The following is a 22,880-nucleotide window of genomic DNA, read 5'->3' as shown; positions in this document are numbered from 1 at the left end:
ATGGTGATYGGAGGTGCAAGCCCAACGAACGTAACTTAAACAATAAGGAATAAGACTATGGGTTCGCTGCATCGTATTGCTGTGCTGTGTGGTTTGACGGTTGTGCTGGCCACTTCGACGGCCCAGGCCGAAGACTGGAAAGTCAAAAAAGACGAAGACGGCATCAAGATCTCCCTGAGTGAAGTGGCCGGCTCCGACTACAAGGCCTACCAGGGCGTCACGCTGATGAAAACCACCATAGCCAAGCTGCGCGCGTTGCAGGAAGACGTGTCCGGAGCCTGCGCCTGGATTCACGAATGCAAAACCCAGAAGCTGCTCAAGCACGAAGGTGACCAGAGCTGGACCTACACTCAGTTCAACACCCCGTGGCCGGTTACTCCGCGTGATTCGGTGCTGCACGTCACCACCATCGAAGGCGCCGATGGCAGCCTGACCCGCAAGCTCGAAGGCGTACCAAAATACATTCCTGAAGAAAAAGGCTTCGTCCGGGTCGCCAAGGTCGACGGTTTCTGGAAGTTCGTGCCCAAGGGCGACCAGGTCGAAGTGACCTATCAGGTGCACACCGAGCCGGGCGGCAGCGTGCCGTCGATGGTGGCCAACAAGTTTGTGGTGGATGCCCCGTTCAATACCTTGAAAGCCCTCAAGGAACGCGCCGAGAAGTAACTTTATCGCTCTTTTAAGGTGACTTCGTAACGCCCCGACTCGATCGGGGCGTTTGCGTTTTTGACCGGTGCGCAGGCTTTAAATTGTTTCCGGATATGCGTTGCACGAAATTTTCACCCACTCTCCAAGACAATTCGCCGGCTCTCCCGTAACGCGCTGCGTACTGCTGAATGCAGGATGAAACAGTCGGGATGAGGGTAGTAATCAATGGCAATGCAGCCGTTGATCGTGCAACATTTGCGCACCGCGCAAACCCCCAGGCCTTGTACGGGCCAAAAAGAGGGCAAGGCGCAGCTGTATTTTTGAAACTTTAACTTCCAATGGGTCCTAAAACGACATGGCAATCCCGGACGCCCTGAATCAGCAGCGAGCCTCTAGTAGTCGCCTGCTGCAACCGACCGTCAAATCGCATCTGGCCTACACGCTGTTGTGTGCCCTGGTCATGATGGTCATGTTCAGCCTGCTGCGCGTCGCGCTGCTGGTTTACAACCGCTCGATGATCCTCGACACACCGGCCTCGACCTTTCTCGAGGCATTCGCCAACGGTCTGCGTTTCGACCTGCGTCTGGTGGTCTATCTCAGCGTTCCCTTGCTGCTGGCACTGTTCAGCGCCCGGGCCATGGCCGCACGCGGGCTGTTCCGTCTCTGGTTGACGATCGTCTCCAGCATTGCGCTGTTCCTGGGCCTGATGGAGATGGACTTCTACCGTGAGTTCCACCAGCGCCTCAACGGCCTGGTCTTCCAGTACGTCAAGGAAGATCCGAAAACCGTGATGAGCATGCTCTGGTACGGTTTCCCGGTGGTTCGTTACCTGCTGGCATGGGCCGTGGGCACCTGGATCCTGAGCCTGGCATTCAAGGGCGCCGACCGTGCAACCCGTCCCCGTGGCCCATTCAGTGGTGGCAGCATCGGCACGCGCCAGGTTGCCCCGTGGTATGCGCGCATCGCGGTATTCGTGGTGTGCCTGCTGGTTTGTGTGGTCGCCGCGCGCGGCACACTGCGCCAAGGCCCGCCACTACGTTGGGGTGACGTCTATACCACCAACTCGAACTTCGCCAACCAATTGGGTCTCAACGGCACCCTGCAATTGGTTGCCGCAGCGAAGAGCCGGATGTCCGAAGAACGCGACAACATCTGGAAGGCCACCCTGCCTCAAGAGCAAGCCCAGCAAATCGTGCGTGACATGCTGGTGTTGCCCGACGAGAAACTGGTCGAAGCCGACATGGCCGCCGTACGTCGTGACTACACGCCGCCGGCCGACAAGACCCTGCCGATCAAGAACGTCGTCGTGATCCTGATGGAAAGCATGGCCGGTCACTCGGTGGGTGCTTTGGGCGGGCCGGGCAACATCACGCCGTACCTCGACAAGCTGTCGAAGGAAGGCCTGCTGTTCGACCGCTTCTTCTCCAACGGTACCCATACCCACCAGGGCATGTTCGCCACCATGGGCTGTTTCCCGAACCTGCCGGGTTTCGAATACCTGATGCAGACCCCGGAAGGCAGCCACAAGCTGTCTGGCCTGCCGCAGTTGCTCAGTGCCCGTCACTATGACGACGTGTATGTCTACAACGGTGATTTCGCCTGGGACAACCAGTCGGGCTTCTTCAGCAACCAGGGCATGACCAACTTCATCGGCCGCAACGATTTTGTTAATCCGGTGTTCTCCGACCCGACATGGGGCGTGTCCGACCAGGATATGTTCGATCGCAGCCTGCAAGAGCTCAAGGCGCGGGAAAACGGCAAACCGTTCTATGCCTTGCTGCAAACCCTGTCCAACCACACGCCATACGCCTTGCCGACGCCATTGCCGGTCGAGCCCGTGACCAATCGTGGCAGCCTGAACGAGCACTTGACCGCCATGCGTTACGCGGACTGGGCACTGGGCCAATTCTTTGAAAAGGCCCGCAAGGAGCCGTACTTCAAGGAAACCCTGTTTGTCATCGTCGGTGACCACGGTTTCGGCAACGAACAGCAGATCACTGAAATGGACCTGGGCCGCTTCAACGTGCCGATGTTGATGATCGCGCCGGGCATCCAGGAGAAGTTCGGTCAGCGTGACCACACCGTGGGCACCCAGATCGACATCGTGCCGACCATCATGGGCCGCCTGGGCGGCGAAACTCGCCAGCAGTGCTGGGGCCGCGACCTGCTCAACCTGCCTGAAGGCGACAAGGGTTTTGGTGTGATCAAACCTTCGGGTAACGAGCAGACCACGGCCATCCTCAGCGACGACCGGATCCTTGTACTGCCGAAGGAAAAGGACATGGCGCCAAAGTTGTACCAGTACGAAATGGGCGCTACGCCGCATGCCGAGATCATTGCGGATGCACCGGGTACCGCTGAGTTGAAGCTCAAGCTCGAAGCGTTCCTGCAAACCGCGACCAAGAGTCTGCTGGACAACACCGCCGGTGTAGTTCACGGCACGCCGTAGTAAGTTGTGACGCAATGGAAAAGAGGCTCTTCAAGAGCCTCTTTTTTTTGCCTGGCGGATTTTTATATTCGGCCGAGCAAGAGCAGGATCAACAGTACCACCAACACGACGCCGATGATTCCGGATGGGCCATAACCCCAACTTCTGGAGTGTGGGAAGACCGGCAAACCACCGACCAGTAACAGGATCAGAATGATGATTAGTATTGTGCCCATGTCTATTTCCTTGTCGAAAATGCAGTGAATTGACCATGCCAATCAAGGTCAGCGGGAATGAAGTAAATTCGCGCTGCTTAAATATTCCGACTCTTGCGCTTGCAGGAAAATTCCAGGTTTTTTTCAAGTATTTCGAACGGGTCTTTATCTTTTTTTGTTGCATCAGTTACTTCAGGCGCTCCCGCGGTTTGCTCGGGCCATTCAGCAATCTGATGGAGCGTGGGTCGGGCAATTTCCTTCGCTACACTCGGTGCATCTTCCGAGAACAACAAGGCTGTTTGCTATGCAAAATCGCATGATGATCACTGGTGCAGGCTCTGGTCTGGGTCGCGAAATCGCGCTGCGCTGGGCGCGTGAAGGCTGGCAACTGGCCTTGTCGGACGTCAGCGAGCCCGGTTTGCAGGAAACCCTCAAGCTGGTCCGCGAAGCGGGCGGCGATGGTTTTATCCAGCGTTGTGACGTACGCGATTACAGCCAGTTGACGGCGTTCGCCCAGGCCTGCGAAGTCAAATTCGGCGGCATCGATGTCATCGTCAATAACGCGGGTGTGGCGTCTGGCGGGTTCTTCAGTGAGTTGTCCCTGGAGGACTGGGACTGGCAGATCGCGATCAACCTGATGGGCGTAGTCAAGGGCTGCAAGGCTTTCCTGCCGCTGCTGGAAAAAAGCAAAGGCAAGATCATCAACATCGCGTCCATGGCCGCGTTGATGCAAGGCCCGGCGATGAGCAACTACAACGTGGCCAAGGCGGGCGTGGTGGCGTTGTCCGAAAGCCTGCTGATCGAACTGGCGCATCAGGAAGTCGGCGTGCATGTGGTGTGTCCATCGTTCTTCCAGACCAACCTGCTGGACTCCTTCCGCGGTCCGACCCCGGCCATGAAAGCCCAGGTCGGCAAGTTGCTGGAAAGCTCGCCGATCAGCGCCGCTGACATCGCCGACTACATCTACCGGCAGGTCGCCGCCGGCGAGTTCATGATCCTGCCCCACGAACAGGGCCGCATGGCCTGGGCGCTCAAGCAGAAGAACCCGCAACTGCTCTACAACGAAATGACCGTCATGGCCGACAAAATGCGCGCCAAGGCCAGGCAATCGGCAAGCTGATCTTGCTCGCAGGCAACGCTGTGGTTAGGGTGGCCGCCATCGGCCATCCTCGCGAGACGCTTGCATGCTCAATTACCTGTGGTTTTTCCTCGCTGCGCTGTTCGAAATTGCCGGTTGCTTCGCCTTCTGGATGTGGCTGCGCCAGGGTAAAAGCATGTGGTGGGTGGTGCCGGCGCTCCTCAGCCTGACCCTGTTCGCCCTGCTGCTGACCCGTATCGAAGCCACCTATGCCGGCCGCGCCTACGCCGCTTACGGTGGCATCTACATCGTTGCCTCAATCGGCTGGTTGGCCGTGGTCGAGCGGATTCGTCCGCTGGGTTCGGACTGGCTTGGCGTAGCGTTGTGTGTGATCGGCGCGAGCATCATCCTGTTCGGGCCGCGATTCTCCGCGTCCTGACAGATCGGCCCTACAATCAGCCGGGTTGTCAGACCTTTCCGTAAGCGTGGTGCGTCATGGCTGTCAGTCCGGTCTGGTTTGCTGTCGGAGCATTGTAGGCGTACCGCGGGCCGGGCATCTTCAAGGGCCAGTAACCCCTGAAGGACACTCCTCATGCTCGTACTCACTCGCATTGTGGGCGAAACCATTTCCATCGGTGACAACATTTCCGTGCGCGTACTCGCGATCAACGGAAACAACATTCGCTTTGGCGTCGAAGCGCCCCAGGACGTCAAAGTGCACCGCTGCGAAATCTACGAACGCATCCAGAACAAACTGACGAAGACCAAGGGGCACTGAAGGCTTCAGTCAAAAAGGTGCTTGGGCACGTCGTGCTTGAGCATCAGTTGGCATTGCTCGCTTTCCGGGTCGAAGACAATCAGTGCCTGCCCCTTGGTCAAGGCCTGGCGCACGCGCAGTACGCGGGTTTCCAGCGGCGTGTCGTCACCATTGTCCGTGCCGTCGCGGGTCACGAAATCCTCGATCAGGCGGGTGAGGGTGTCGACTTGAAGTTGGTCGTGGGGGATCAGCATAGGCACCTCGGTTGGATCAATGGCGCGATGCTACGGCGATTGGGCGAGGACGGCCAGCACGGGATCTTGTGTTGTCTGGTCTGACGCCTTCGCGAGCAAGCTCGCTCCCACAGTAGACCGAGTTCTTTCATGGGAATGCGGTCGAGTGTGGGAGCGAGCCTGCTCCGGGCGGCGTTCCGACGATAGCGGTATACCTGGCGATGAAGATCCTGAATCAGTTCTCCGACCGCTGCCCCACCAGGCTGTCCACCGAAGGCACCCGCGTATCGCTTTCCATCTGTGTGTCATGTTCGAGCTGATGGCTGAAGCGGTCCAGTGAACCCTTGGCCGGTTGCGCATCGCTGGCAAACACGGGCGGGCTGAGGATGTACGCACCGAGCAGGCGGCTCAGGGCGGCGAGGCTGTCGATGTGGGTGCGTTCGTAACCGTGGGTGGCGTCGCAGCCGAAGGCGAGCAGGGCGGTGCGAATGTCGTGGCCGGCGGTGACCGCTGAATGTGCGTCGCTGAAGTAGTAGCGGAACAGGTCGCGGCGCGCCGGCAACTCGTTGTCGCTGGCCAGGCGCAGGAGGTGGCGCGACAGGTGATAGTCATACGGCCCGCCGGAATCCTGCATCGCGATGCACACCGCGTGCTCGCTGGAGTGTTGGCCTGGCGCGACCGGTGCGATGTCGATGCCGACGAACTCACTGACGTCCCAGGGCAACGCCGCCGCGGCGCCGCTGCCGGTTTCCTCGGTGATGGTGAACAGTGGATGGCAGTCGATCATCAACTCTTCGCCACTGTCGACGATGGCTTTGAGCGCCGCCAGCAGCGCGGCCACCCCGGCCTTGTCGTCGAGGTGGCGGGCGCTGATGTGGCCGCTTTCGGTGAACTCCGGCAACGGGTCGAAGGCGACGAAATCGCCGACGCTGATGCCCAGCGACTCGCAGTCGGCACGGGTGGCGCAGTAGGCGTCCAGGCGCAATTCGATGTGATCCCAACTGATCGGCATCTCATCCACGGCGGTATTGAACGCGTGCCCGGACGCCATCAGCGGCAAGACGCTGCCGCGGATCACGCCATTGTCGGTAAACAGGCTGACCCGACTGCCTTCGGCAAAGCGGCTGGACCAGCAGCCGACCGGCGCGAGGGTCAGGCGGCCGTTGTCCTTCACCGCACGCACCGCCGCGCCGATGGTGTCCAGGTGAGCGGAAACGGCGCGGTCGGGGCTGCTTTTCTTGCCCTTGAGCGTGGCGCGGATGGTGCCACGACGAGTCAGCTCGAAGGGAATACCGAGTTCTTCAAGGCGCTCGGCGACGTAGCGCACGATGGTGTCGGTGAACCCGGTGGGGCTGGGAATGGCGAGCATTTCCAGCAGGACTTTTTGCAGGTAACCGAGGTCCGGTTCGGGGATTTTGCAGGTCATGGAAACTCCTGATGTATTGAGGCCATCGATGGTTTCGATGAGGGGATTTTTGTTGCCTGGGCTGGCCCCTTCGCTGGCAAGCCAGCTCCTACATTGGAACGCATTCCCCTGTAGGAGCGAGCTTGCCAGCGAAGGGGTCCGCCCAGGCAACACATCACTAAGAGACTGCCGGCTGGCTGTGCGGAAACAGCAAATCCACAAACCGCTCCGCCGTGGGCTGCGGTTCGTGGTTGGCCAGCCCGGCCCGTTCGTTGGCTTCGATAAACACGTAGTCCGGCTGGTCAGCGGCGGACACCATCAAGTCGAGGCCGACCATGGGAATGTCCAGCGCCCGCGCGGCCCGCACGGCGGCGTCCAGCAGCGTCGGGTGCAGGATCGCCGTGACGTCTTCAAGCACGCCGCCGGTATGAAGATTCGCCGTGCGTCGTACGAACAGATGCTCGCCGGCCGGCAGAATGCTGCTGTAGTCGTATCCGGCGGCCTGCAAGGTGCGCCGGGTTTCCGCGTCCTGCGGGATCTTGCTTTCGCCACCCGTGGCCGCCTGTCGCCGACGGCTCTGGGCTTCGATCAATGCGCCGATGGAGTGCTGGCCGTCGCCGACTACTTCGGCCGGCCGGCGAATGGCGGCGGCGACCACTTCAAAACCGATCACCACAATGCGCAGGTCGAGGCCTTCGTGGAAACCTTCCAGCAGCACGCGGCTGTCGAAGTGGCGAGCGGCTTCTATGGCTTGCTGCACCTCCTCAAGGGTACGTAAATCCACCGCCACCCCTTGCCCCTGTTCACCATCCAGTGGCTTGACCACCACGCGCTGGTGTTCATCGAGGAATGCCAGATTGTCATCGGCGTTACCCGCCAATTGCTGCGCCGGCAGGTTCAACCCGGCTGCCTTGAGCATTTTGTGGGTCAGACTTTTGTCCTGGCACAGGCTCATGCTGATGGCGCTGGTCAGGTCGCTCAGGGATTCGCGGCAGCGTACCCGACGCCCGCCATGGCTGAGGGTGAACATGCCGGCGTCGGCGTCATCGACCTGCACATCAATGCCACGGCGGTGAGCCTCTTCGACAATGATCCGCGCGTACGGGTTGAAAGCGGCTTCGGGGCCTGGCCCGAGAAACAGCGGCTGATTGATGCCGTTCTTGCGCTTGATGGCGAAGGTCGACAAGTTGCGAAAACCGAGCTTGGCGTAAAGGCTCTTCGCCTGGCGGTTATCGTGCAGCACGGACAGGTCGAGGTAGGCGAGCCCGCGACTCATGAAGTGCTCGATCAGATGCCGCACCAGCACTTCACCGACACCCGGTCGCGCACAGTGCGGGTCGACCGCCAGGCACCACAGGCTGCTGCCGTGTTCCGGATCGTTGAAGGCTTTTTCATGATTGAGGCCCATGACGCTGCCGATCACCGCGCCGCTGTCCTCGTCTTCGGCCAGCCAGTACACCGGGCCACCCAGGTGGCGCGCAGTGAGCCGGGTGGCGTCGATAGGCAGCATGCCGCGGGCCTGATACAGCTGATTGATCGCCTGCCAGTCGGCATCGCTTTGCGCGCGGCGAATGCGGAAACCGCGAAACACCCGGGTCGCTTGACGGTAATCACTGAACCACAGGCGCAAGGTATCGGACGGGTCGAGAAACAGCTGCGTCGGCTCCAGCCCCAGCACTTGCTGGGGCGCGGCGACGTACAGCGCAATGTCCCGTTCACCGGGCTGCTCGTTGAGCAACTCCCCAGCGAGGCTCGCCGCATCGGCAAAGGTGTGGCCGATCAACAAACGGCCCCAGCCGCAATGCACAGCAATCGGCGCCCCACCGAGTTCACTGCCATCTTCGGCCAGGCGTGCCTGCAAGCGTTCGTAGGAAGGCGACTGGCCGCGCAACAGGCGTTGGCTGAAAGCCGTGGCGTGAGGTTTCATTCGTCAGATTCCTTGTTCGCTGAGCCACAGGTTGAGGGCCGCCAGTTGCCACAGCTTCGAGCCGCGCAACGGCGTCAATTGGCCCTGTGGATCGGTCAGCAGACGGTCGAGCATCGCGGGGTTGAACAGGCCGCGATCCTGGCTGGGATCGAGCAGCAACTCGCGCACCCACTCCAGCGTATCGCCCTGCAAATGCTTGAGGCCCGGCACCGGGAAGTAACCTTTCTTGCGGTCGATCACTTCACTGGGAATCACTTGCCGCGCGGCTTCTTTCAAGACGTGCTTGCCGCCGTCCGGCAGTTTGAAGCGCCCCGGAATCCGTGCCGACAGCTCCACCAGGCGGTAGTCGAGAAACGGCGTGCGCGCCTCCAGACCCCAGGCCATGGTCATGTTGTCGACGCGTTTGACCGGGTCGTCCACCAGCATCACCGTGCTGTCCAGACGCAAGGCCTTGTCCACCGCCGCATCGGCACCGGGCTGGGCGAAATGGGCTTTGACGAAGTCACCGGCGGCGTCATTCGCGCTCATCCATTTTGGTTGCACGGTGGCGGCGTAGTCGTCGTAGCTGCGGTCGAAAAACGCTTCGCGGTACGCGGCATACGGATCACTCGCGCCGTCCACTTGCGGATACCAGTGGTAACCGGCGAACAGTTCATCGGCGCCCTGGCCGCTCTGGACGACTTTGCAGTGTTTGGCCACCTCCCGTGACAACAGGTAGAAGGCAATGCAGTCATGGCTGACCATCGGTTCGCTCATGGCGCGGAATGCGGCGGGCAGTTGTTCGATGATCTCTTTTTCTTCGATGCGCAATTGGTGATGCTGCGTGCCGTAGTGCCGGGCGATCAGGTCGGAATACTGGAACTCGTCACCGCGCTCGCCGCCCGCATCCTGAAACCCGATGGAAAAGGTCGACAGATTGTCCACGCCGACTTCCCGCAACAGGCCCACCAGCAGGCTTGAATCGACGCCGCCGGACAAGAGCACGCCGACATCCACCGCTGCACGTTGGCGGATGGCAACAGCTTCGCGAGTGCTGACGAGCACACGGTCGCGCCAGTCTTCGAGGGTCAGATCCGTCTCATCGGCGTGAGGGCCGTAGGGCAGGGTCCACCAGGTTTTCTGTTCGGTGCGGCCATCGGCTTCGATGCGCATCCAGGTGGCCGGCGGCAGTTTTTCAATGCCCGCCAGCAAGGTGCGCGGTGCCGGGACCACGGAGTGGAAATTCAGATAGTGATTGAGCGCTACAGGATCGAGGATCGGGTTGATGTCGCCGCCCTTGAGCAATGCCGGCAGCGCCGAGGCGAAGCGCAGGCGCTGGTCGGTGCGCGACAGGTACAGCGGTTTCACGCCGAGTCGGTCGCGGGCGATGAACAGGCGTTGGGCATCGCGCTCCCAAACGGCGAAGGCAAACATGCCGTTGAGTTTTGGCAGCAGCGCTTCGCCCCAGGCGTGATAGCCCTTGAGCAACACTTCGGTGTCGCCACCGGAATAGAAGGTGTATCCCAGGCTTTCAAGCTCGGCGCGCAATTCCGGAAAGTTGTAGATCGCCCCGTTGAAGGCCAGGGACAAGCCCAATTGCGGGTCGATCATCGGCTGCGCCGAGCCGTCCGACAGGTCCATGATTTTCAGGCGCCGATGGCCCAGGGCAACCGGCCCCTGGCTATGAAAGCCCCAGGCGTCGGGGCCGCGGGGGGCCAGGTGATGGGTGATTCGTTCAATGGCTGCAAGGTCTGCAGGTTGATGATCAAAACGTAACTCGCCAGCTAATCCGCACATAAATTCCTTACCGGTTTTTCCGTTGGGGAGGGTCGATCGATACCGCGCCAGAACGGCGGGTACTCAGAAAGTGACCCTCCTCGGTAAGGGGAGTTTTAGATCGATGAGTTATATGCGCGCCAGACCACGGCCGAATCGCCCCGTGAGGGCGACTTCGGCTGCTGTATCGATTACTTGCCCCGGATCAGGCGCCGCAGGGCAAACCGATTGGGATGGCAGGCTTCGGCCACGCTTCTGGGCAACGGCAGGGGTTCGTTGTCCAGCCAGGCTGCCAGCAGTTCTCCGGACAGCGGCGCGGTGATCAGGCCGCGCGAGCCGTGACCGCTGTTGATGTACAAACCGTCAAGCCATGGGCATTCGGCGTCCGGCACCTGCCGGGCATCCTTGCCCAGCGCTGCATAAGCCTGAGTGAACGCCTGGGTGTCGGCTAACGGGCCGACGATTGGCAAGTAGTCGGGGCTGGTGCAGCGAAAAGCGGCACGCCCCTGGAGGCTTTCAGGCGCAAGATTATCGGCCTGTAGACGCTCGACCAGATCGTGGGAAATCTCTTCGAGCATGGCCATGTTGCCCAGGTGTTCGGCCGTGGTCGGCGTGAGGTCATCGCTCTTGAAATCGAAACTGGCCCCCAGGGTGTGTTCGCCCAAACGGGCAGGGGCGACATAGCCTTCTGCACACACCACGGTGCTCAGGGCCTGGCTTTGCGGGGTTTGCGCCAGGCGGGTGATTTGTCCGCGAATGCGTTTGAGCGGCAACTCGGCGCTCTCGGGGAAGCGCTGGATTTCGGCTGCGCCGGCGAGCACCACCACGGGGGCGTCGGCAAGCAATCGCTCGCCGTCCCAGGCTTGCCAACGGCCTTCAACCTTGCGCAGTTCCAGCGCATCGTGATGGGTGAGCAATTGAATCTGTGGATGCGCAGCCTGCCACTGGCACAGCGCCGGTGGGTGGACCCAGCCGCCTTCGGGATAGAACAGGCCCCCCTGTGCCAGCCCGATACCGGCCACGGCCTGTGCCTCGGGTTGATCCAGCAGGTGCAGCAAGTCCGCTGGAAACGCCGCGGCCAATTGCGCCTGGCGTTCGGCTTCCTTGGCATTGAAGGCCAGTTGCAACACGCCGCAATCGTCCCAGTCGCGACCCCGTTGCAAGTGTTCGAGCAGGCGTCGGGTGTAGCCGAAACCGCTGACGATCATTTGTGACAGCGCCGTGCCGTGGGCGGATAACTTCAGGTAGAGCACACCCTGCGGGTTGCCCGAGGCTTCCTGGGCGATGTCGTCGTGGCGCTCCAGCACTGTCACTTGCCAGCCCCGCGCGGCGAGGCTGGCGGCGCTGGCACAACCGGCCAGGCCGGCACCGATCACCAGTGCCTGGCGCACGCCGGTCAACGGGGTCGGGCGGGCAAACCAGGGTTTATCCAGGGCCGGGGCCGGCGTTTCCTGGGGCCAGCCGAGGAACTCGCCGCGCAGGATCTCCCATTTGTGGCCGATGCCGGGGGTGCGTTTCATCTTGAAGCCGGCGGCGTTGAGCAGGCGCCGCACCCAGCCGGTGCTGGTGAAGGTGCTGATGGAAGCACCGGGGGCGGCCAGGCGCGCCAGTTCGGCAAACAGTTCGGCGGTCCACATGTCGGGGTTCTTCGCCGGGGCGAAACCGTCGAGGAACCAGGCGTCGATTCGGGCATCGAGTTGCGGCAGTTGCTCCAGTGCATCGCCGATCAGCAGCGTCAGGGTCACGCGGCCGTGGTCCAGCGTCAGGCGCTGAAAGCCCTGATGGATGGCCACGTATTGCTCAAGCAGTTGATCGGCAAACACCTTGAGTTCCGGCCACAGCGCCAGGGCTCGTTGCAAATCGGCCGGGCTCAACGGGTACTTTTCGACGCTGACAAAATGCAGCCGCGCTCCGGCCGCCGCGTGTTGTTCGAACACCTGCCAGGCACACAGAAAATTCAGTCCCGTGCCAAAGCCCGTTTCACCGATGACCAGGCGTCCGCCCTCCGGCAAGGCAGCAAAGCGTTCCGCCAAGCGGTTTTGCTCGATAAAGACATAGCGGGTTTCGTCCAGCCCCGACTGGTCGGAGAAATACACATCATCGAACACTCGCGAATACGGACGACCTTGGTCGTCCCAGTCGAGCTGGGCGTGGGGCAATTCAGGTTTCATGGCAGGCTCGGCAACGGCAAGGCCGCCATTCTAGCCGATCGACGGCGTGGTGCTTGATCCGTGGCAAGGCATGTATTGGCCGAGACCGGGAGAATCTCTGCTGGCCTTCAGTTCAATCCGCTAGTCTTGCTCACATCTGGAAGGGAGCCGCTCATGTTTGAATCTGCTGAAATCGATCACGCCATTGACAAAGAAACCTATGACGCCGAAGTCCCGGCCCTGCGCGAAGCGTTGCTCGAAGCGCAATTCGAATTGCAGCAGCAACGCCGCTTTCCGGTGATCATTTTGATCAATGGCATCGAAGGTGCCGGTAAGGGTGAGACGATCAAGGTGCTCAACGAGTGGATGGACCCGCGCTTGATCGAGGTCCGCACCTTCGACCAGCAAACCGATGAAGAACTGGCGCGGCCGCCGGCCTGGCGGTACTGGCGGATGCTCCCGGCCAAGGGGCGCATGGGGATTTTCTTCGGCAACTGGTACAGCCAGATGCTGCAGGGGCGGGTCCATGGCGTGTTCAAGGATCCGCGACTGGACCAGGCGATCAACGGCGCCGAGCGCCTGGAAAAGATGCTGTGCGATGAAGGTGCGCTGATCTTCAAGTTCTGGTTTCACCTCTCCAAGAAGCAAATGAAGGCACGCCTCAAGGCGCTGGCCGACGACCCGCTGCACAGCTGGCGCATCAGCCCGCTGGACTGGCAGCAGTCGCAAACCTACGACAGGTTCGTGAAGTATGGCGAACGGGTGCTGCGCCGCACCAGCCGCGACTATGCACCGTGGCATGTGATCGCCGGGGTGGATGCCCATTATCGGAGCTTGGCCGTGGGGCGGATTCTGCTGGCGGGCCTGCAGGGCGCATTGCAGCGACCGACGATCCATCCGGAAAAGGTCAGCGCCGCGCCAGTGTTCCCCAGTGTCGATCAAGTGAACCTGATCGACAGCCTGGACCTGACCCTGCACCTGGACAAGGAAGATTACGAAGAACAGCTGATTACCGAGCAGGCGCGGTTTTCCGGGTTGATGCGCGACAAACGCATGCGCCGCCACGCGCTGGTGGCGGTGTTCGAAGGCAACGACGCGGCTGGCAAGGGCGGGGCGATCCGCCGGGTAGCGGCAGCGCTTGATCCGCGCCAGTACAGCATCGTGCCGATTGCCGCGCCCACCGAAGAAGAACGGGCGCAACCGTATCTGTGGCGCTTCTGGCGGCACCTGCCGGCCCGGGGCAAGTTCACCGTGTTCGACCGCTCCTGGTATGGCCGGGTATTGGTGGAGCGCATCGAAGGGTTTTGCAGCCCGGCAGACTGGCTGCGTGCCTACAGCGAGATCAACGATTTCGAGGAACAACTGACCGATGCCGGGGTGATCGTGGTCAAGTTCTGGCTGTCCATCGACAAACAGACGCAACTGGAGCGCTTCGAGGAGCGCGAAAAGATTCCCTTCAAGCGCTTCAAGATCACTGACGATGACTGGCGCAACCGTGAAAAGTGGGATGACTATCGCGCGGCGGTTGGCGACATGGTCGACCGTACCAGCACCGAGATTGCGCCATGGACCCTGGTGGAAGCCAACGACAAGCGTTGGGCACGGGTCAAAGTCTTGCGCACCATCAATCGCGCACTGGAGGAGGCTTTCGAAAAATCCGACCGGCATGAGAACAAGAAGCGTAAGGACAAGGATTGAAGCGATGGTTGCGCATACGCGAGGTGAATGATTGTCGCGGTCGGTGAAGCGCTGGACTTATGCTCGGTCCACTCTCAACCGATAACAACAATGAGGTATGTCATGCGTGAAGTGGTGATCGTCGACAGCGTGCGGACCGGCCTGGCCAAATCCTTTCGCGGCAAATTCAACATGACCCGCCCGGACGACATGGCGGCACACTGTGTCGATGCACTGTTGCTACGCTCCGGTATCGATCCGGCGAGCGTCGAGGACTGCATCGTTGGCGCCGGTTCCAACGAAGGCGCCCAGGGTTTCAATATCGGTCGCAATGTCGCGGTGCTGTCGCGCCTGGGCATCGGCACGGCCGGCATGACCCTCAACCGCTTCTGTTCCTCGGGCTTGCAGGCGATCGCCATTGCCGCCAACCAGATCGCTTCGGGTTGCAGCGACATCATCGTCGCCGGCGGTGTCGAGTCCATCAGCATGACCATGAAAAGTGTCAATACCGACAACCTGATCAACCCGCTGCTCAAGGAACAGGTGCCGGGCATCTACTTCCCGATGGGGCAGACTGCTGAAATAGTCGCGCGTCGGTACGGCGTCAGCCGTGAAGAGCAGGACCTGTACGCGTTGCAAAGCCAGCAGCGTACTGCTCAGGCTCAGGCCGCCGGGCTGTTCTGCGATGAAATCGTGCCGATGGCGGTGAAGTATCGCGTCGAAGACAAAAACACCGGTCAGGTGCAGATCCTCGACGGTGTCGTTGATCGTGATGACTGCAACCGCCCGGACACCACCCTGGAAAGTCTGGCCGGGTTGAAGCCGGTGTTCGCCGAAGATGGCTCGGTCACGGCCGGCAACTCTTCGCAACTGTCTGATGGCGCGTCCATGACCCTGGTGATGAGCCTGGAAAAAGCGCTGGAACTGGGGCTCAAGCCGAAAGCGTTCTTTCGCGGTTTTACCGTGGCCGGTTGCGCGCCGGACGAGATGGGCATCGGCCCGGTGTTTTCGGTACCGAAACTGCTCAAGGCCAAAGGCTTGCGGATTGACGACATCGACCTGTGGGAACTCAACGAAGCGTTCGCCTCGCAGTGCCTGTACAGCCGCAACCGCCTGGAAGTCGACAACGCCCGGTACAACGTCAACGGCGGCTCGATCTCCATCGGCCACCCGTTCGGCATGACCGGCTCGCGTCAGGTCGGGCATCTGGTTCGTGAATTGCAGCGACGCAATCTGCGTTACGGTGTCGTCACCATGTGCGTGGGAGGCGGGATGGGGGCTACGGGACTGTTTGAGGCGGTGCGGTAAGGCTCGGGTTTTTTCTTTGTCGGTAAAATAGCCATCGCGAGCAAGCTCGCTCCCACAGTGTTTAGTGGCGATCACTAATCTTGTGTACGCCATAAAACCTGTGGGAGCGAGCTTGCTCGCGATGGGCGCGCCGCGGTCAAGAACATCCCCCGAACATTACGACCCACACAGTTTCATCCGCGGCCAGACCCAAACTGTGCCTGTGTACGCCACCGCTGCGGGCCTAGAATGACGGCTCCTGTCAGTTGGCGTTGGGGTTCACATGCACATTTCATCGGGTCGCTGGGGTTACGGTCTGTTCCTGGCCTTGTTGACCGCGTTGTTGTGGGGAATCCTGCCGATCAAGCTCAAGCAAGTGCTGCTGGTGATGGACCCGGTGACGGTGACCTGGTTTCGCCTGCTGGTATCCGGCGGTTGTCTGTTCATTTACCTGGCGGCCACCAGGCGTCTGCCCAGCCGCAAAGTGCTCGGTCCTCGCGGTGGCTGGCTGGTACTGATGGCGGTGCTCGGCCTGGTCGGTAACTATGTGCTGTATTTGATGGGCCTGAACCTGCTCAGCCCCGGCACGGCGCAACTGGTGGTGCAGATGGGGCCGATCATGCTGCTGATCGCCAGCGTGTTTGTGTTCAAGGAGCGGTTCAGCCTGGGGCAGGGGATCGGGCTGTTGGTGCTGCTGATCGGTTTTGCGCTGTTTTTCAACCAGCGCTTGAGTGAATTGCTCACATCGCTGACCGACTACACCGCCGGCGTGCTGCTGGTGCTGTTGGCGTCCACGGTCTGGACCTTCTATGCCCTGGGGCAGAAGCAATTGCTGACGGTGTGGAATTCGCTGCAGGTGATGATGGTGATCTACCTGTTTTGCGCGCTGCTGTTGACGCCGTGGGTGCATCCGCTCGAAGCGTTGCAATTGAACCCGTTGCAGGGTTGGTTGCTGCTGGCGTGCTGCCTCAACACCCTGATTGCCTATGGCGCGTTTGCCGAGGCCCTGGCCCATTGGGAAGCCTCTCGGGTCAGCGCAACGCTGGCCATCACACCGCTGGTGACCTTTGTGGCGGTTGCCATGGCTGCATGCCTATGGCCTGACTATGTGCATGCCGAGACGATCAATGGTCTGGGTTATGGCGGTGCGGTGCTGGTGGTGCTGGGGTCGGCGCTGGTGGCGTTGGGGCCTTCGTTGATTGCCGGGCTCAAGGCAAGGAAGATGCGGGTGGCCTGAAGATCAAAAGATCGCAGCCTGCGGCAGCTCCTACATGTAAACGCGTATTCCCGTAGGAGCTGCCGCAGGCTGCGATCTTTTCGCTTCACTGCAAAACTCAGCCCTTGGCCCCAGCCTCCAGCATATTCTCCGGCCTTACCCACGCATCGAACTCTTCATCGGTCAGATACCCCAGTTGCAACGCCGCCTCGCGCAAGGTCAGGCCTTCGCTGTAGGCCTTCTTGGCGATCTTCGCCGATTTGTCATAGCCAATGTGCGGGTTGAGCGCCGTCACCAGCATCAGGCCTCGTTCCAGGTGTTCAGCCATTTTTTCCGCATCCGGCTCCAGACCGGCCACGCAGTGCTGCTGGAAGTTGCTGCAGCCATCACCCAGCAAACGGATCGATTGCAGCAGGTTGTGGATGATCACCGGTTTGAACACGTTCAGCTGCAAGTGGCCCTGACTGGCCGCAAAGCCGATGGCAACATCGTTGCCCAGCACCTGGCAGGCCAGCATCGACAACGCTTCGCACTGGGTCGGGTTGACCTTGCCCGGCATGATCGAACTGCCCGGTTCATTGGCCGGCAGCTTGACTTCGGCGAAGCCGGCGCGCGGACCGGAACCCAGCAGGCGCAGATCGTTGGCGATCTTCATCAGGGTCACGGCGAGGGTTTTCAGCGCGCCGGACAGCGTGGTCAGCGGCTCATGGCCGGCCAGTGCGGCGAACTTGTTCGGTGCGGTGATAAATGGCAAACCGGAGAGGGCGGCCAATTCTGCAGCGATGGCCTCACCGAAGCCGTGGGGTGAATTGAGCCCGGTGCCGACGGCCGTTCCGCCCTGGGCCAGCTCGCAGACCGCGGGCAGTGCGCTGCGGATCGCCCGTTCGGCGTAATCGAGTTGCGCGATGAACGCCGAGATTTCCTGACCGAAGCTGATCGGAGTCGCATCCATCATGTGGGTGCGGCCGGTCTTGACCAGTTTCATATGGCGCGCGGCCAGCTCGGCCAGCCCGCCGGACAGTTCGCTGATCGCCGGCAGCAAGTGCTGTTGCACCGCCTGGACGGCGGCGATGTGCATGGCGGTGGGGAAGCAGTCGTTGGAACTCTGGGAGCGATTGACGTGATCATTGGGGTGTACCGGGGACTTGCCGCCACGGGGGTTGCCGGCCAGCTCGTTGGCGCGACCGGCGATCACTTCGTTGACGTTCATGTTGCTCTGGGTGCCGCTGCCGGTTTGCCAGACCACCAGCGGAAACTGGTCGTCGTGGTCGCCGCCGAGCACTTCGTCGGCTGCCTGCTCGATCAGGCGGGCGATGTCGGCGGGCACGTCGCCGTTGCGATCATTGACCCGTGCCGCGGCTTTCTTGATCAGCGCCAGGGCATGCAACACCGCCAGCGGCATGCGTTCGTTGCCAATGGCGAAGTTGATCAGCGAGCGTTGTGTCTGAGCGCCCCAGTAGGCTTCATCCGGGACTTCAACCTCGCCGAGGCTGTCGGTTTCGATACGGCTCATCTTGCTCACTCCTGTAGGTCCGATTGCGCAGTTTAGGCCGTGATCGACGGCCGTGGTTCCATCAGTCTGAATTTGACCATTCAACCCCTCTAAATCAGGTGCGACAAGGCTTGGGGTTGAGCGACACACTTTTTTAGGCGCAGAATGGACGCCCTTGGGGTCTTACCTCGCCAGCTAGAAAAGGAAACTCGATGACTCGTCTTCGTGCCATCTGTACCGCCGTTGCTTTGGTCTGCGCCAGCGGCCAGGTTCTTGCCGACACCGCCAGCCATAACGCCAGTGCCGAGGCTTTCCTGACCATGGCGCACGCTGACAAACTGGGCACCCCGGTGTACATGCAAGTACAGCAGATGTTTGCCCAGCGTTTCGAACAGACCAAAGCTCCTGAGTCGAAAAAAGCCGTGCTGGAAACCTACCAGGCCAAGGCCAACGCCGCTCTGGACCAGGCCATTGGCTGGAACAAGCTGAAACCGGACATGGTCAAGCTCTACACCACCAACTTCACCGAATCCGAGCTCAAGGACCTGGTTGCGTTCTACCAGTCGCCACTGGGCAAGAAAGTCCTGGAAAAAATGCCTCAGCTGACCCAGCAATCGGCCCAGATGACCCAGGCCAAGCTGGAAAGCGCAGTGCCGGTGGTCAACAAGCTGTTGGCTGACATGACCGCCGAGCTGACGCCGAAAGACGCGGCTGCGCCAGCCAAGAAAAAGCCTTAAGCGGAGTTCGGTATGACCATGCAACAACGCATCGAATCGACACTGGCCCTGCTTCAGCCCGAGCATCTGCACGTGCTGGATGAGAGCCATATGCACAGCCGTGGGTTGCAGACCCATTTCAAGGCTGTGGTGGTCAGCGCGCAGTTCGAAGGCCTGAACCGGGTCAAGCGCCACCAGAAGGTCTACGGCACGCTCGGCGAGCTGATGGGCGAGTTCCATGCGTTGGCGCTGCATACCTACACGCCGGAGGAATGGGCCCGGATCGACGCGGCCCCGGCCTCGCCGACCTGCGCTGGCGGTAGCGAGCATTAAGCTCAAAAGATCGCAGCCTGCGGCAGCTCCTACAGGAATACGCATTCCCATGTAGGAGCTGCCGCAGGCTGCGATCTTTTTTGTTAGAATGCCCAACGCGCCGCTAACCCGGCGCGTTTTTTTTCGCATCCGGTTCACCCCTTACGAGGGTAGCCACCTGGAGATTTACCCATGACACAACAGATTGTCGTGGCGGCACTGTATAAGTTCGTCACCCTGGAAGATTACGTCGCCCTGCGCGAGCCCCTGCTGCAAGCGATGGTCGACAACGGCATCAAAGGCACGCTGCTGATTGCCGAAGAGGGTATCAACGGCACCGTGTCCGGCAGCCGCGAAGGCATCGACGGGCTGATGGCCTGGCTCAAGAACGACCCGCGCATGGACGACATCGACCATAAAGAGTCGTACTGCGACGACCAGCCGTTCTACCGCACCAAAGTCAAGCTCAAGAAAGAAATCGTCACCCTCGGCGTGGAAGGCGTGGACCCGAACAAAAAGGTCGGCACCTACGTCGATCCGCAGGACTGGAACGCGCTGATCAGCGACCCGGAAGTACTGCTGATCGACACCCGTAACGATTACGAGGTCTCGATCGGTACCTTCGAAGGCGCCATCGATCCGAAAACCACCAGTTTTCGCGAATTTCCCGATTACATCAAAGCCAACTTCGACCCGGCCGTGCACAAGAAGGTCGCGATGTTCTGCACCGGTGGCATCCGCTGCGAGAAGGCCTCGAGCTACATGCTCAGCGAGGGCTACGGTGAGGTCTTTCACCTCAAGGGCGGCATCCTGAAGTACCTCGAAGAGGTGCCGCAGGAAGAAACCAAGTGGCAGGGCGACTGCTTCGTGTTCGACAACCGCGTGACCGTTCGTCACGACCTGAGCGAAGGCGACTACGATCAATGTCATGCCTGCCGCACGCCGGTGAGCGTGGAAGACCGCGCGTCCGAGCATTACGTGGCCGGCATCAGTTGCCCGCATTGCTGGGATAAGCTGAGTGAGAAGACCCGTCGCAGTGCGATCGACCGGCAGAAGCAGATCGAGCTGGCCAAGGCTCGAAACCAGCCTCACCCGATCGGCTACAACTACAAGCAAGCATCTTCCGAGGCCTGAACCATGTCTGCGCGCCTGCTTTATGTGATGGACCCGATGTGTTCCTGGTGCTGGGGGTTTGCCCCGGTGGCCAACGCACTGGTCGAGCAGGCGCAAGCCGCAGGCGTGGAGGTGCATCTGATCGTGGGTGGTTTGCGCACCGGTAACGGTGCCGCACTGGAGCCGAGTACCCGGCGCTATATCCTCGAACACTGGCAGGCGGTCACCGAGGCCACCGGCCAGCCCTTCAAGCTTGAAGGCGCGTTACCCGATGGCTTTGTCTACGATACCGAACCTGCCTGCCGGGCACTGGTGACGGCGCGCACGCTGGCGCCGGATTGTGCCTGGAAACTGCTCGGGCTGATTCAGCACGCCTTTTACGCTGAAGGTCGCGATGTCACGCGTGCCAGTGTCCTGGTGGAGCTGGCAGAGCAGGCCGGTCTGCCGCGCATCGAATTCGCCGCCGCGTTCGACCGTGCCGATACGCACGCCGCGACATCTGCCGATTTCACTTGGGTCCAGGACCTGGGCATCGCCGGTTTTCCTACGTTGCTGGCTGAGCGAAATGGGCAGTTGGCGTTGTTGACCAATGGCTATCAGCCGTTGAGCGAGTTGTCCCCGCTGCTCGGCCGCTGGCTGGAGCGTGCTGCCTGTGCATGACCTGCCCGATGATGTTGCACCCGCTAAACGTGTCGACCGTCTGAGCTGGGCGGAAATCCGCCGACTGGCCCTGCATCACAAGAAATCCCTGTGGATCGCCAACGGCGTGGCCGTGCTGGCGACCTTGTGCAGCGTGCCGATTCCCTTGCTCCTGCCATTGCTGGTGGACGAGGTGTTGCTGGGGCACGGTGATGCGGCGCTGAAGATCATGAACCACGCGCTGCCCGAAGGCTGGCAGAAAGCCGCGGGCTACATCGGACTGATGCTGCTGGTGACCCTGACCCTGCGCTGCGCGGCGTTGATGTTCAACGTAGTGCAGGCGAAATTGTTCGCCGGACTGGCCAAGGACATCGTCTATCGCATTCGCATACGCCTGATCGAACGACTCAAGCGCATCTCGCTGGGCGAATACGAAAGCCTGGGCAGCGGCACGGTGACCACGCATCTGGTCACCGACCTGGACACCCTGGACAAATTCGTTGGCGAAACCCTCAGCCGTTTCCTCGTGGCCATGCTGACGCTGGTGGGCACTGCCTCCATCCTGATGTGGATGCACTGGAAACTCGCGCTGCTGATCCTGCTGTTCAACCCGCTGGTGATCTATGCCACGGTGCAGTTGGGCAAACGGGTCAAACACCTGAAGAAGCTCGAGAACGACAGCACCTCGCGCTTCACCCAGGCCTTGACCGAAACCCTGGATGCGATCCAGGAAGTACGCGCCGGTAACCGCCAGGGGTTTTTCCTCGGTCGCTTGGGGCAGCGCGCCCGGGACGTGCGCGACTATGCGGTGAACTCGCAATGGAAAACCGATGCGTCGAACCGCGCCAGCGGCTTGCTGTTCCAGTTCGGCATCGATATTTTCCGTGCCGCGGCGATGCTCACTGTACTGTTTTCCGACCTTTCAATCGGCCAGATGCTCGCGGTGTTCAGCTACCTGTGGTTCATGATCGGTCCGGTGGAACAACTGCTGAACCTGCAATATGCCTACTACGCAGCCGATGGTGCGCTGTCGCGGATCAACGAACTGCTGTCCCGTGACGATGAGCCCGAGTACTCGGGTGGAGTCGACCCGTTCAGTGGTCGCGAGACGGTCGGGCTGGAAGTACAGGGGTTGAGTTTCGGTTACGGTGATGAACTGGTCTTGAACCAGATGAACCTGTCCATCGCCCCCGGCGAAAAGGTCGCAATCGTCGGTGCCAGTGGCGGCGGCAAGAGCACGCTGGTGCAACTACTGCTGGGCTTGTATACGCCGCTGGCGGGCACCATTCGCTTTGGTGGTTCAACCCAGCAAGAGATCGGCCTGGAAACCGTGCGGGAAAATGTCGCCGTAGTCCTGCAACATCCGGCGCTGTTCAACGACACCATCCGCGCCAACCTGACCATGGGCCGCGAACGCAGTGACGAGGCCTGCTGGCAGGCACTGGAAATCGCCCAGTTGCACGCTACGGTCCGGGATTTGCCCAATGGCCTGGACAGCATCGTCGGGCGCTCCGGCGTGCGTTTGTCCGGCGGGCAGCGCCAACGCCTGGCCATCGCCCGGATGGTGCTGGCCGAGCCCAAGGTGGTGATCCTCGACGAAGCCACCTCGGCGCTCGATGCCGCCACCGAGTACAACCTGCACCAGGCACTGGCGCGGTTCCTGAGCAACCGCACCACACTGATCATTGCCCACCGTCTTTCGGCGGTAAAACAAGCCGATCGTGTGCTGGTGTTCGACGGCGGGCAAATTGCCGAGGATGGCGACCATCAGCAATTGATCGCCGAGGGTGGGTTATACGCCAAGCTGTATGGGCATTTGCAGCAGCATTGATTGC

At 61.0% G+C, this 22,880-nt stretch carries 20 protein-coding genes; 13 read left to right on the top strand and 7 right to left on the bottom strand.

The annotated features are described in order from the left end of the window. The first annotated feature begins 57 nt into the window (after window positions 1-57). Together AC1DXW_RS07965 and AC1DXW_RS07960 are read left to right on the top strand one after the other, a co-directional pair. The gene (locus tag AC1DXW_RS07965) at window positions 58-663 is read left to right on the top strand and encodes an START domain-containing protein (protein WP_477759901.1); all 606 of its coding nucleotides are present in this window, start codon (window positions 58-60) and stop codon (window positions 661-663) included. A 337-nt stretch (window positions 664-1,000) separates the two neighbouring features. Beyond that, window positions 1,001-3,094, top strand: a complete 2,094-nt coding sequence (locus tag AC1DXW_RS07960; protein WP_477754905.1) for an LTA synthase family protein — start codon at window positions 1,001-1,003, stop codon at window positions 3,092-3,094. 62 nt (window positions 3,095-3,156) lie between these two features. On the opposite strand, the gene AC1DXW_RS07955 is transcribed toward AC1DXW_RS07960, so the two are convergent. Next, window positions 3,157-3,315, bottom strand: a complete 159-nt coding sequence (locus tag AC1DXW_RS07955; RefSeq protein ID WP_477754914.1) for a DUF3309 family protein — start codon at window positions 3,313-3,315, stop codon at window positions 3,157-3,159. A 277-nt stretch (window positions 3,316-3,592) separates the two neighbouring features. Between AC1DXW_RS07955 and AC1DXW_RS07950 the strand changes: the two genes are divergently transcribed. From AC1DXW_RS07950 to csrA, 3 genes are all read left to right on the top strand, one after another. Next, window positions 3,593-4,408 carry an SDR family oxidoreductase gene (locus AC1DXW_RS07950; protein ID WP_218427556.1) on the top strand — a complete coding sequence of 272 codons (816 nt, stop codon included), beginning with the start codon at window positions 3,593-3,595 and terminating at the stop codon, window positions 4,406-4,408. A 64-nt stretch (window positions 4,409-4,472) separates the two neighbouring features. After that, a complete protein-coding gene (locus tag AC1DXW_RS07945; RefSeq protein WP_223508037.1) occupies window positions 4,473-4,805 on the top strand; it encodes a YnfA family protein in 333 nt (110 codons plus the stop codon). Between the two features lie 153 nt (window positions 4,806-4,958). After that, window positions 4,959-5,144 (top strand): carbon storage regulator CsrA, encoded by a 186-nt coding sequence (gene csrA, locus AC1DXW_RS07940; protein ID WP_477754906.1) that lies wholly within the window; start codon window positions 4,959-4,961, stop codon window positions 5,142-5,144. A gap of 5 nt (window positions 5,145-5,149) precedes the next feature. Here the strand turns inward: csrA and AC1DXW_RS07935 are convergent, their stop codons facing one another. The 5 genes from AC1DXW_RS07935 to mnmC all read right to left on the bottom strand — a co-directional run bounded on the left by AC1DXW_RS07935 (window position 5,150) and on the right by mnmC (window position 12,614). Next, window positions 5,150-5,377, bottom strand: coding sequence for a YheU family protein (locus tag AC1DXW_RS07935; protein WP_056727184.1), 228 nt, complete (start codon window positions 5,375-5,377; stop codon window positions 5,150-5,152). 214 nt (window positions 5,378-5,591) lie between these two features. Beyond that, on the bottom strand, window positions 5,592-6,782 hold the full coding sequence (locus AC1DXW_RS07930; RefSeq protein ID WP_477754907.1) for an osmoprotectant NAGGN system M42 family peptidase: 1,191 nt from the start codon (window positions 6,780-6,782) through the stop codon (window positions 5,592-5,594). A gap of 157 nt (window positions 6,783-6,939) precedes the next feature. Continuing rightward, window positions 6,940-8,688, bottom strand: a complete 1,749-nt coding sequence (gene ngg / locus AC1DXW_RS07925) for an N-acetylglutaminylglutamine synthetase (protein WP_477754908.1) — start codon at window positions 8,686-8,688, stop codon at window positions 6,940-6,942. A gap of 3 nt (window positions 8,689-8,691) precedes the next feature. After that, window positions 8,692-10,464, bottom strand: coding sequence for an N-acetylglutaminylglutamine amidotransferase (locus tag AC1DXW_RS07920; RefSeq protein WP_477754909.1), 1,773 nt, complete (start codon window positions 10,462-10,464; stop codon window positions 8,692-8,694). Between the two features lie 170 nt (window positions 10,465-10,634). Continuing rightward, the gene (mnmC, locus tag AC1DXW_RS07915) at window positions 10,635-12,614 is read right to left on the bottom strand and encodes a bifunctional tRNA (5-methylaminomethyl-2-thiouridine)(34)-methyltransferase MnmC2/FAD-dependent 5-carboxymethylaminomethyl-2-thiouridine(34) oxidoreductase MnmC1 (RefSeq protein WP_477754910.1); all 1,980 of its coding nucleotides are present in this window, start codon (window positions 12,612-12,614) and stop codon (window positions 10,635-10,637) included. Window positions 12,615-12,767: 153 nt separating this feature from the next. On the opposite strand from mnmC, the gene pap reads away from it, so the two are divergent. From pap to AC1DXW_RS07900, 3 genes are all read left to right on the top strand, one after another. After that, window positions 12,768-14,291 carry a polyphosphate:AMP phosphotransferase gene (gene pap / locus AC1DXW_RS07910; protein WP_477754911.1) on the top strand — a complete coding sequence of 508 codons (1,524 nt, stop codon included), beginning with the start codon at window positions 12,768-12,770 and terminating at the stop codon, window positions 14,289-14,291. 102 nt (window positions 14,292-14,393) lie between these two features. Then, window positions 14,394-15,578 (top strand): thiolase family protein, encoded by a 1,185-nt coding sequence (locus AC1DXW_RS07905; protein WP_477754912.1) that lies wholly within the window; start codon window positions 14,394-14,396, stop codon window positions 15,576-15,578. Between the two features lie 262 nt (window positions 15,579-15,840). After that, window positions 15,841-16,794 carry a DMT family transporter gene (locus AC1DXW_RS07900; protein WP_477759900.1) on the top strand — a complete coding sequence of 318 codons (954 nt, stop codon included), beginning with the start codon at window positions 15,841-15,843 and terminating at the stop codon, window positions 16,792-16,794. A 97-nt stretch (window positions 16,795-16,891) separates the two neighbouring features. Here the strand turns inward: AC1DXW_RS07900 and AC1DXW_RS07895 are convergent, their stop codons facing one another. Continuing rightward, complete coding sequence (locus AC1DXW_RS07895) at window positions 16,892-18,286, bottom strand: class II fumarate hydratase (RefSeq protein ID WP_477754613.1); 1,395 nt, start codon at window positions 18,284-18,286, stop codon at window positions 16,892-16,894. A gap of 191 nt (window positions 18,287-18,477) precedes the next feature. On the opposite strand from AC1DXW_RS07895, the gene AC1DXW_RS07890 reads away from it, so the two are divergent. The 5 genes from AC1DXW_RS07890 (at window position 18,478) to AC1DXW_RS07870 (ending at window position 22,876) form a co-directional block, all read left to right on the top strand. Continuing rightward, on the top strand, window positions 18,478-19,002 hold the full coding sequence (locus AC1DXW_RS07890; protein ID WP_007997268.1) for a DUF2059 domain-containing protein: 525 nt from the start codon (window positions 18,478-18,480) through the stop codon (window positions 19,000-19,002). A gap of 12 nt (window positions 19,003-19,014) precedes the next feature. Beyond that, window positions 19,015-19,314 (top strand): BolA family protein, encoded by a 300-nt coding sequence (locus AC1DXW_RS07885; protein ID WP_477754612.1) that lies wholly within the window; start codon window positions 19,015-19,017, stop codon window positions 19,312-19,314. Window positions 19,315-19,485: 171 nt separating this feature from the next. Then, a complete protein-coding gene (trhO, locus tag AC1DXW_RS07880; RefSeq protein WP_115947235.1) occupies window positions 19,486-20,427 on the top strand; it encodes an oxygen-dependent tRNA uridine(34) hydroxylase TrhO in 942 nt (313 codons plus the stop codon). A gap of 36 nt (window positions 20,428-20,463) precedes the next feature. Continuing rightward, window positions 20,464-21,066: a DsbA family protein gene (locus AC1DXW_RS07875; RefSeq protein WP_477754615.1), complete on the top strand. Its 603-nt coding sequence runs from the start codon at window positions 20,464-20,466 to the stop codon at window positions 21,064-21,066. Beyond that, entirely contained in the window at window positions 21,059-22,876 is a 1,818-nt protein-coding gene (locus AC1DXW_RS07870) for an ABC transporter ATP-binding protein (protein WP_477754614.1), read from the top strand. The genes AC1DXW_RS07875 and AC1DXW_RS07870 overlap by 8 nt, the downstream gene beginning before the upstream one ends. The last annotated feature ends 4 nt before the right edge of the window (window positions 22,877-22,880 follow it).

The sequence above is a fragment of the Pseudomonas sp. P4_C4 genome (genome assembly GCF_056402055.1).
Note: the sequence above shows the minus strand (reverse complement) of the source record. Positions and strands in the feature narration are given on the sequence as shown.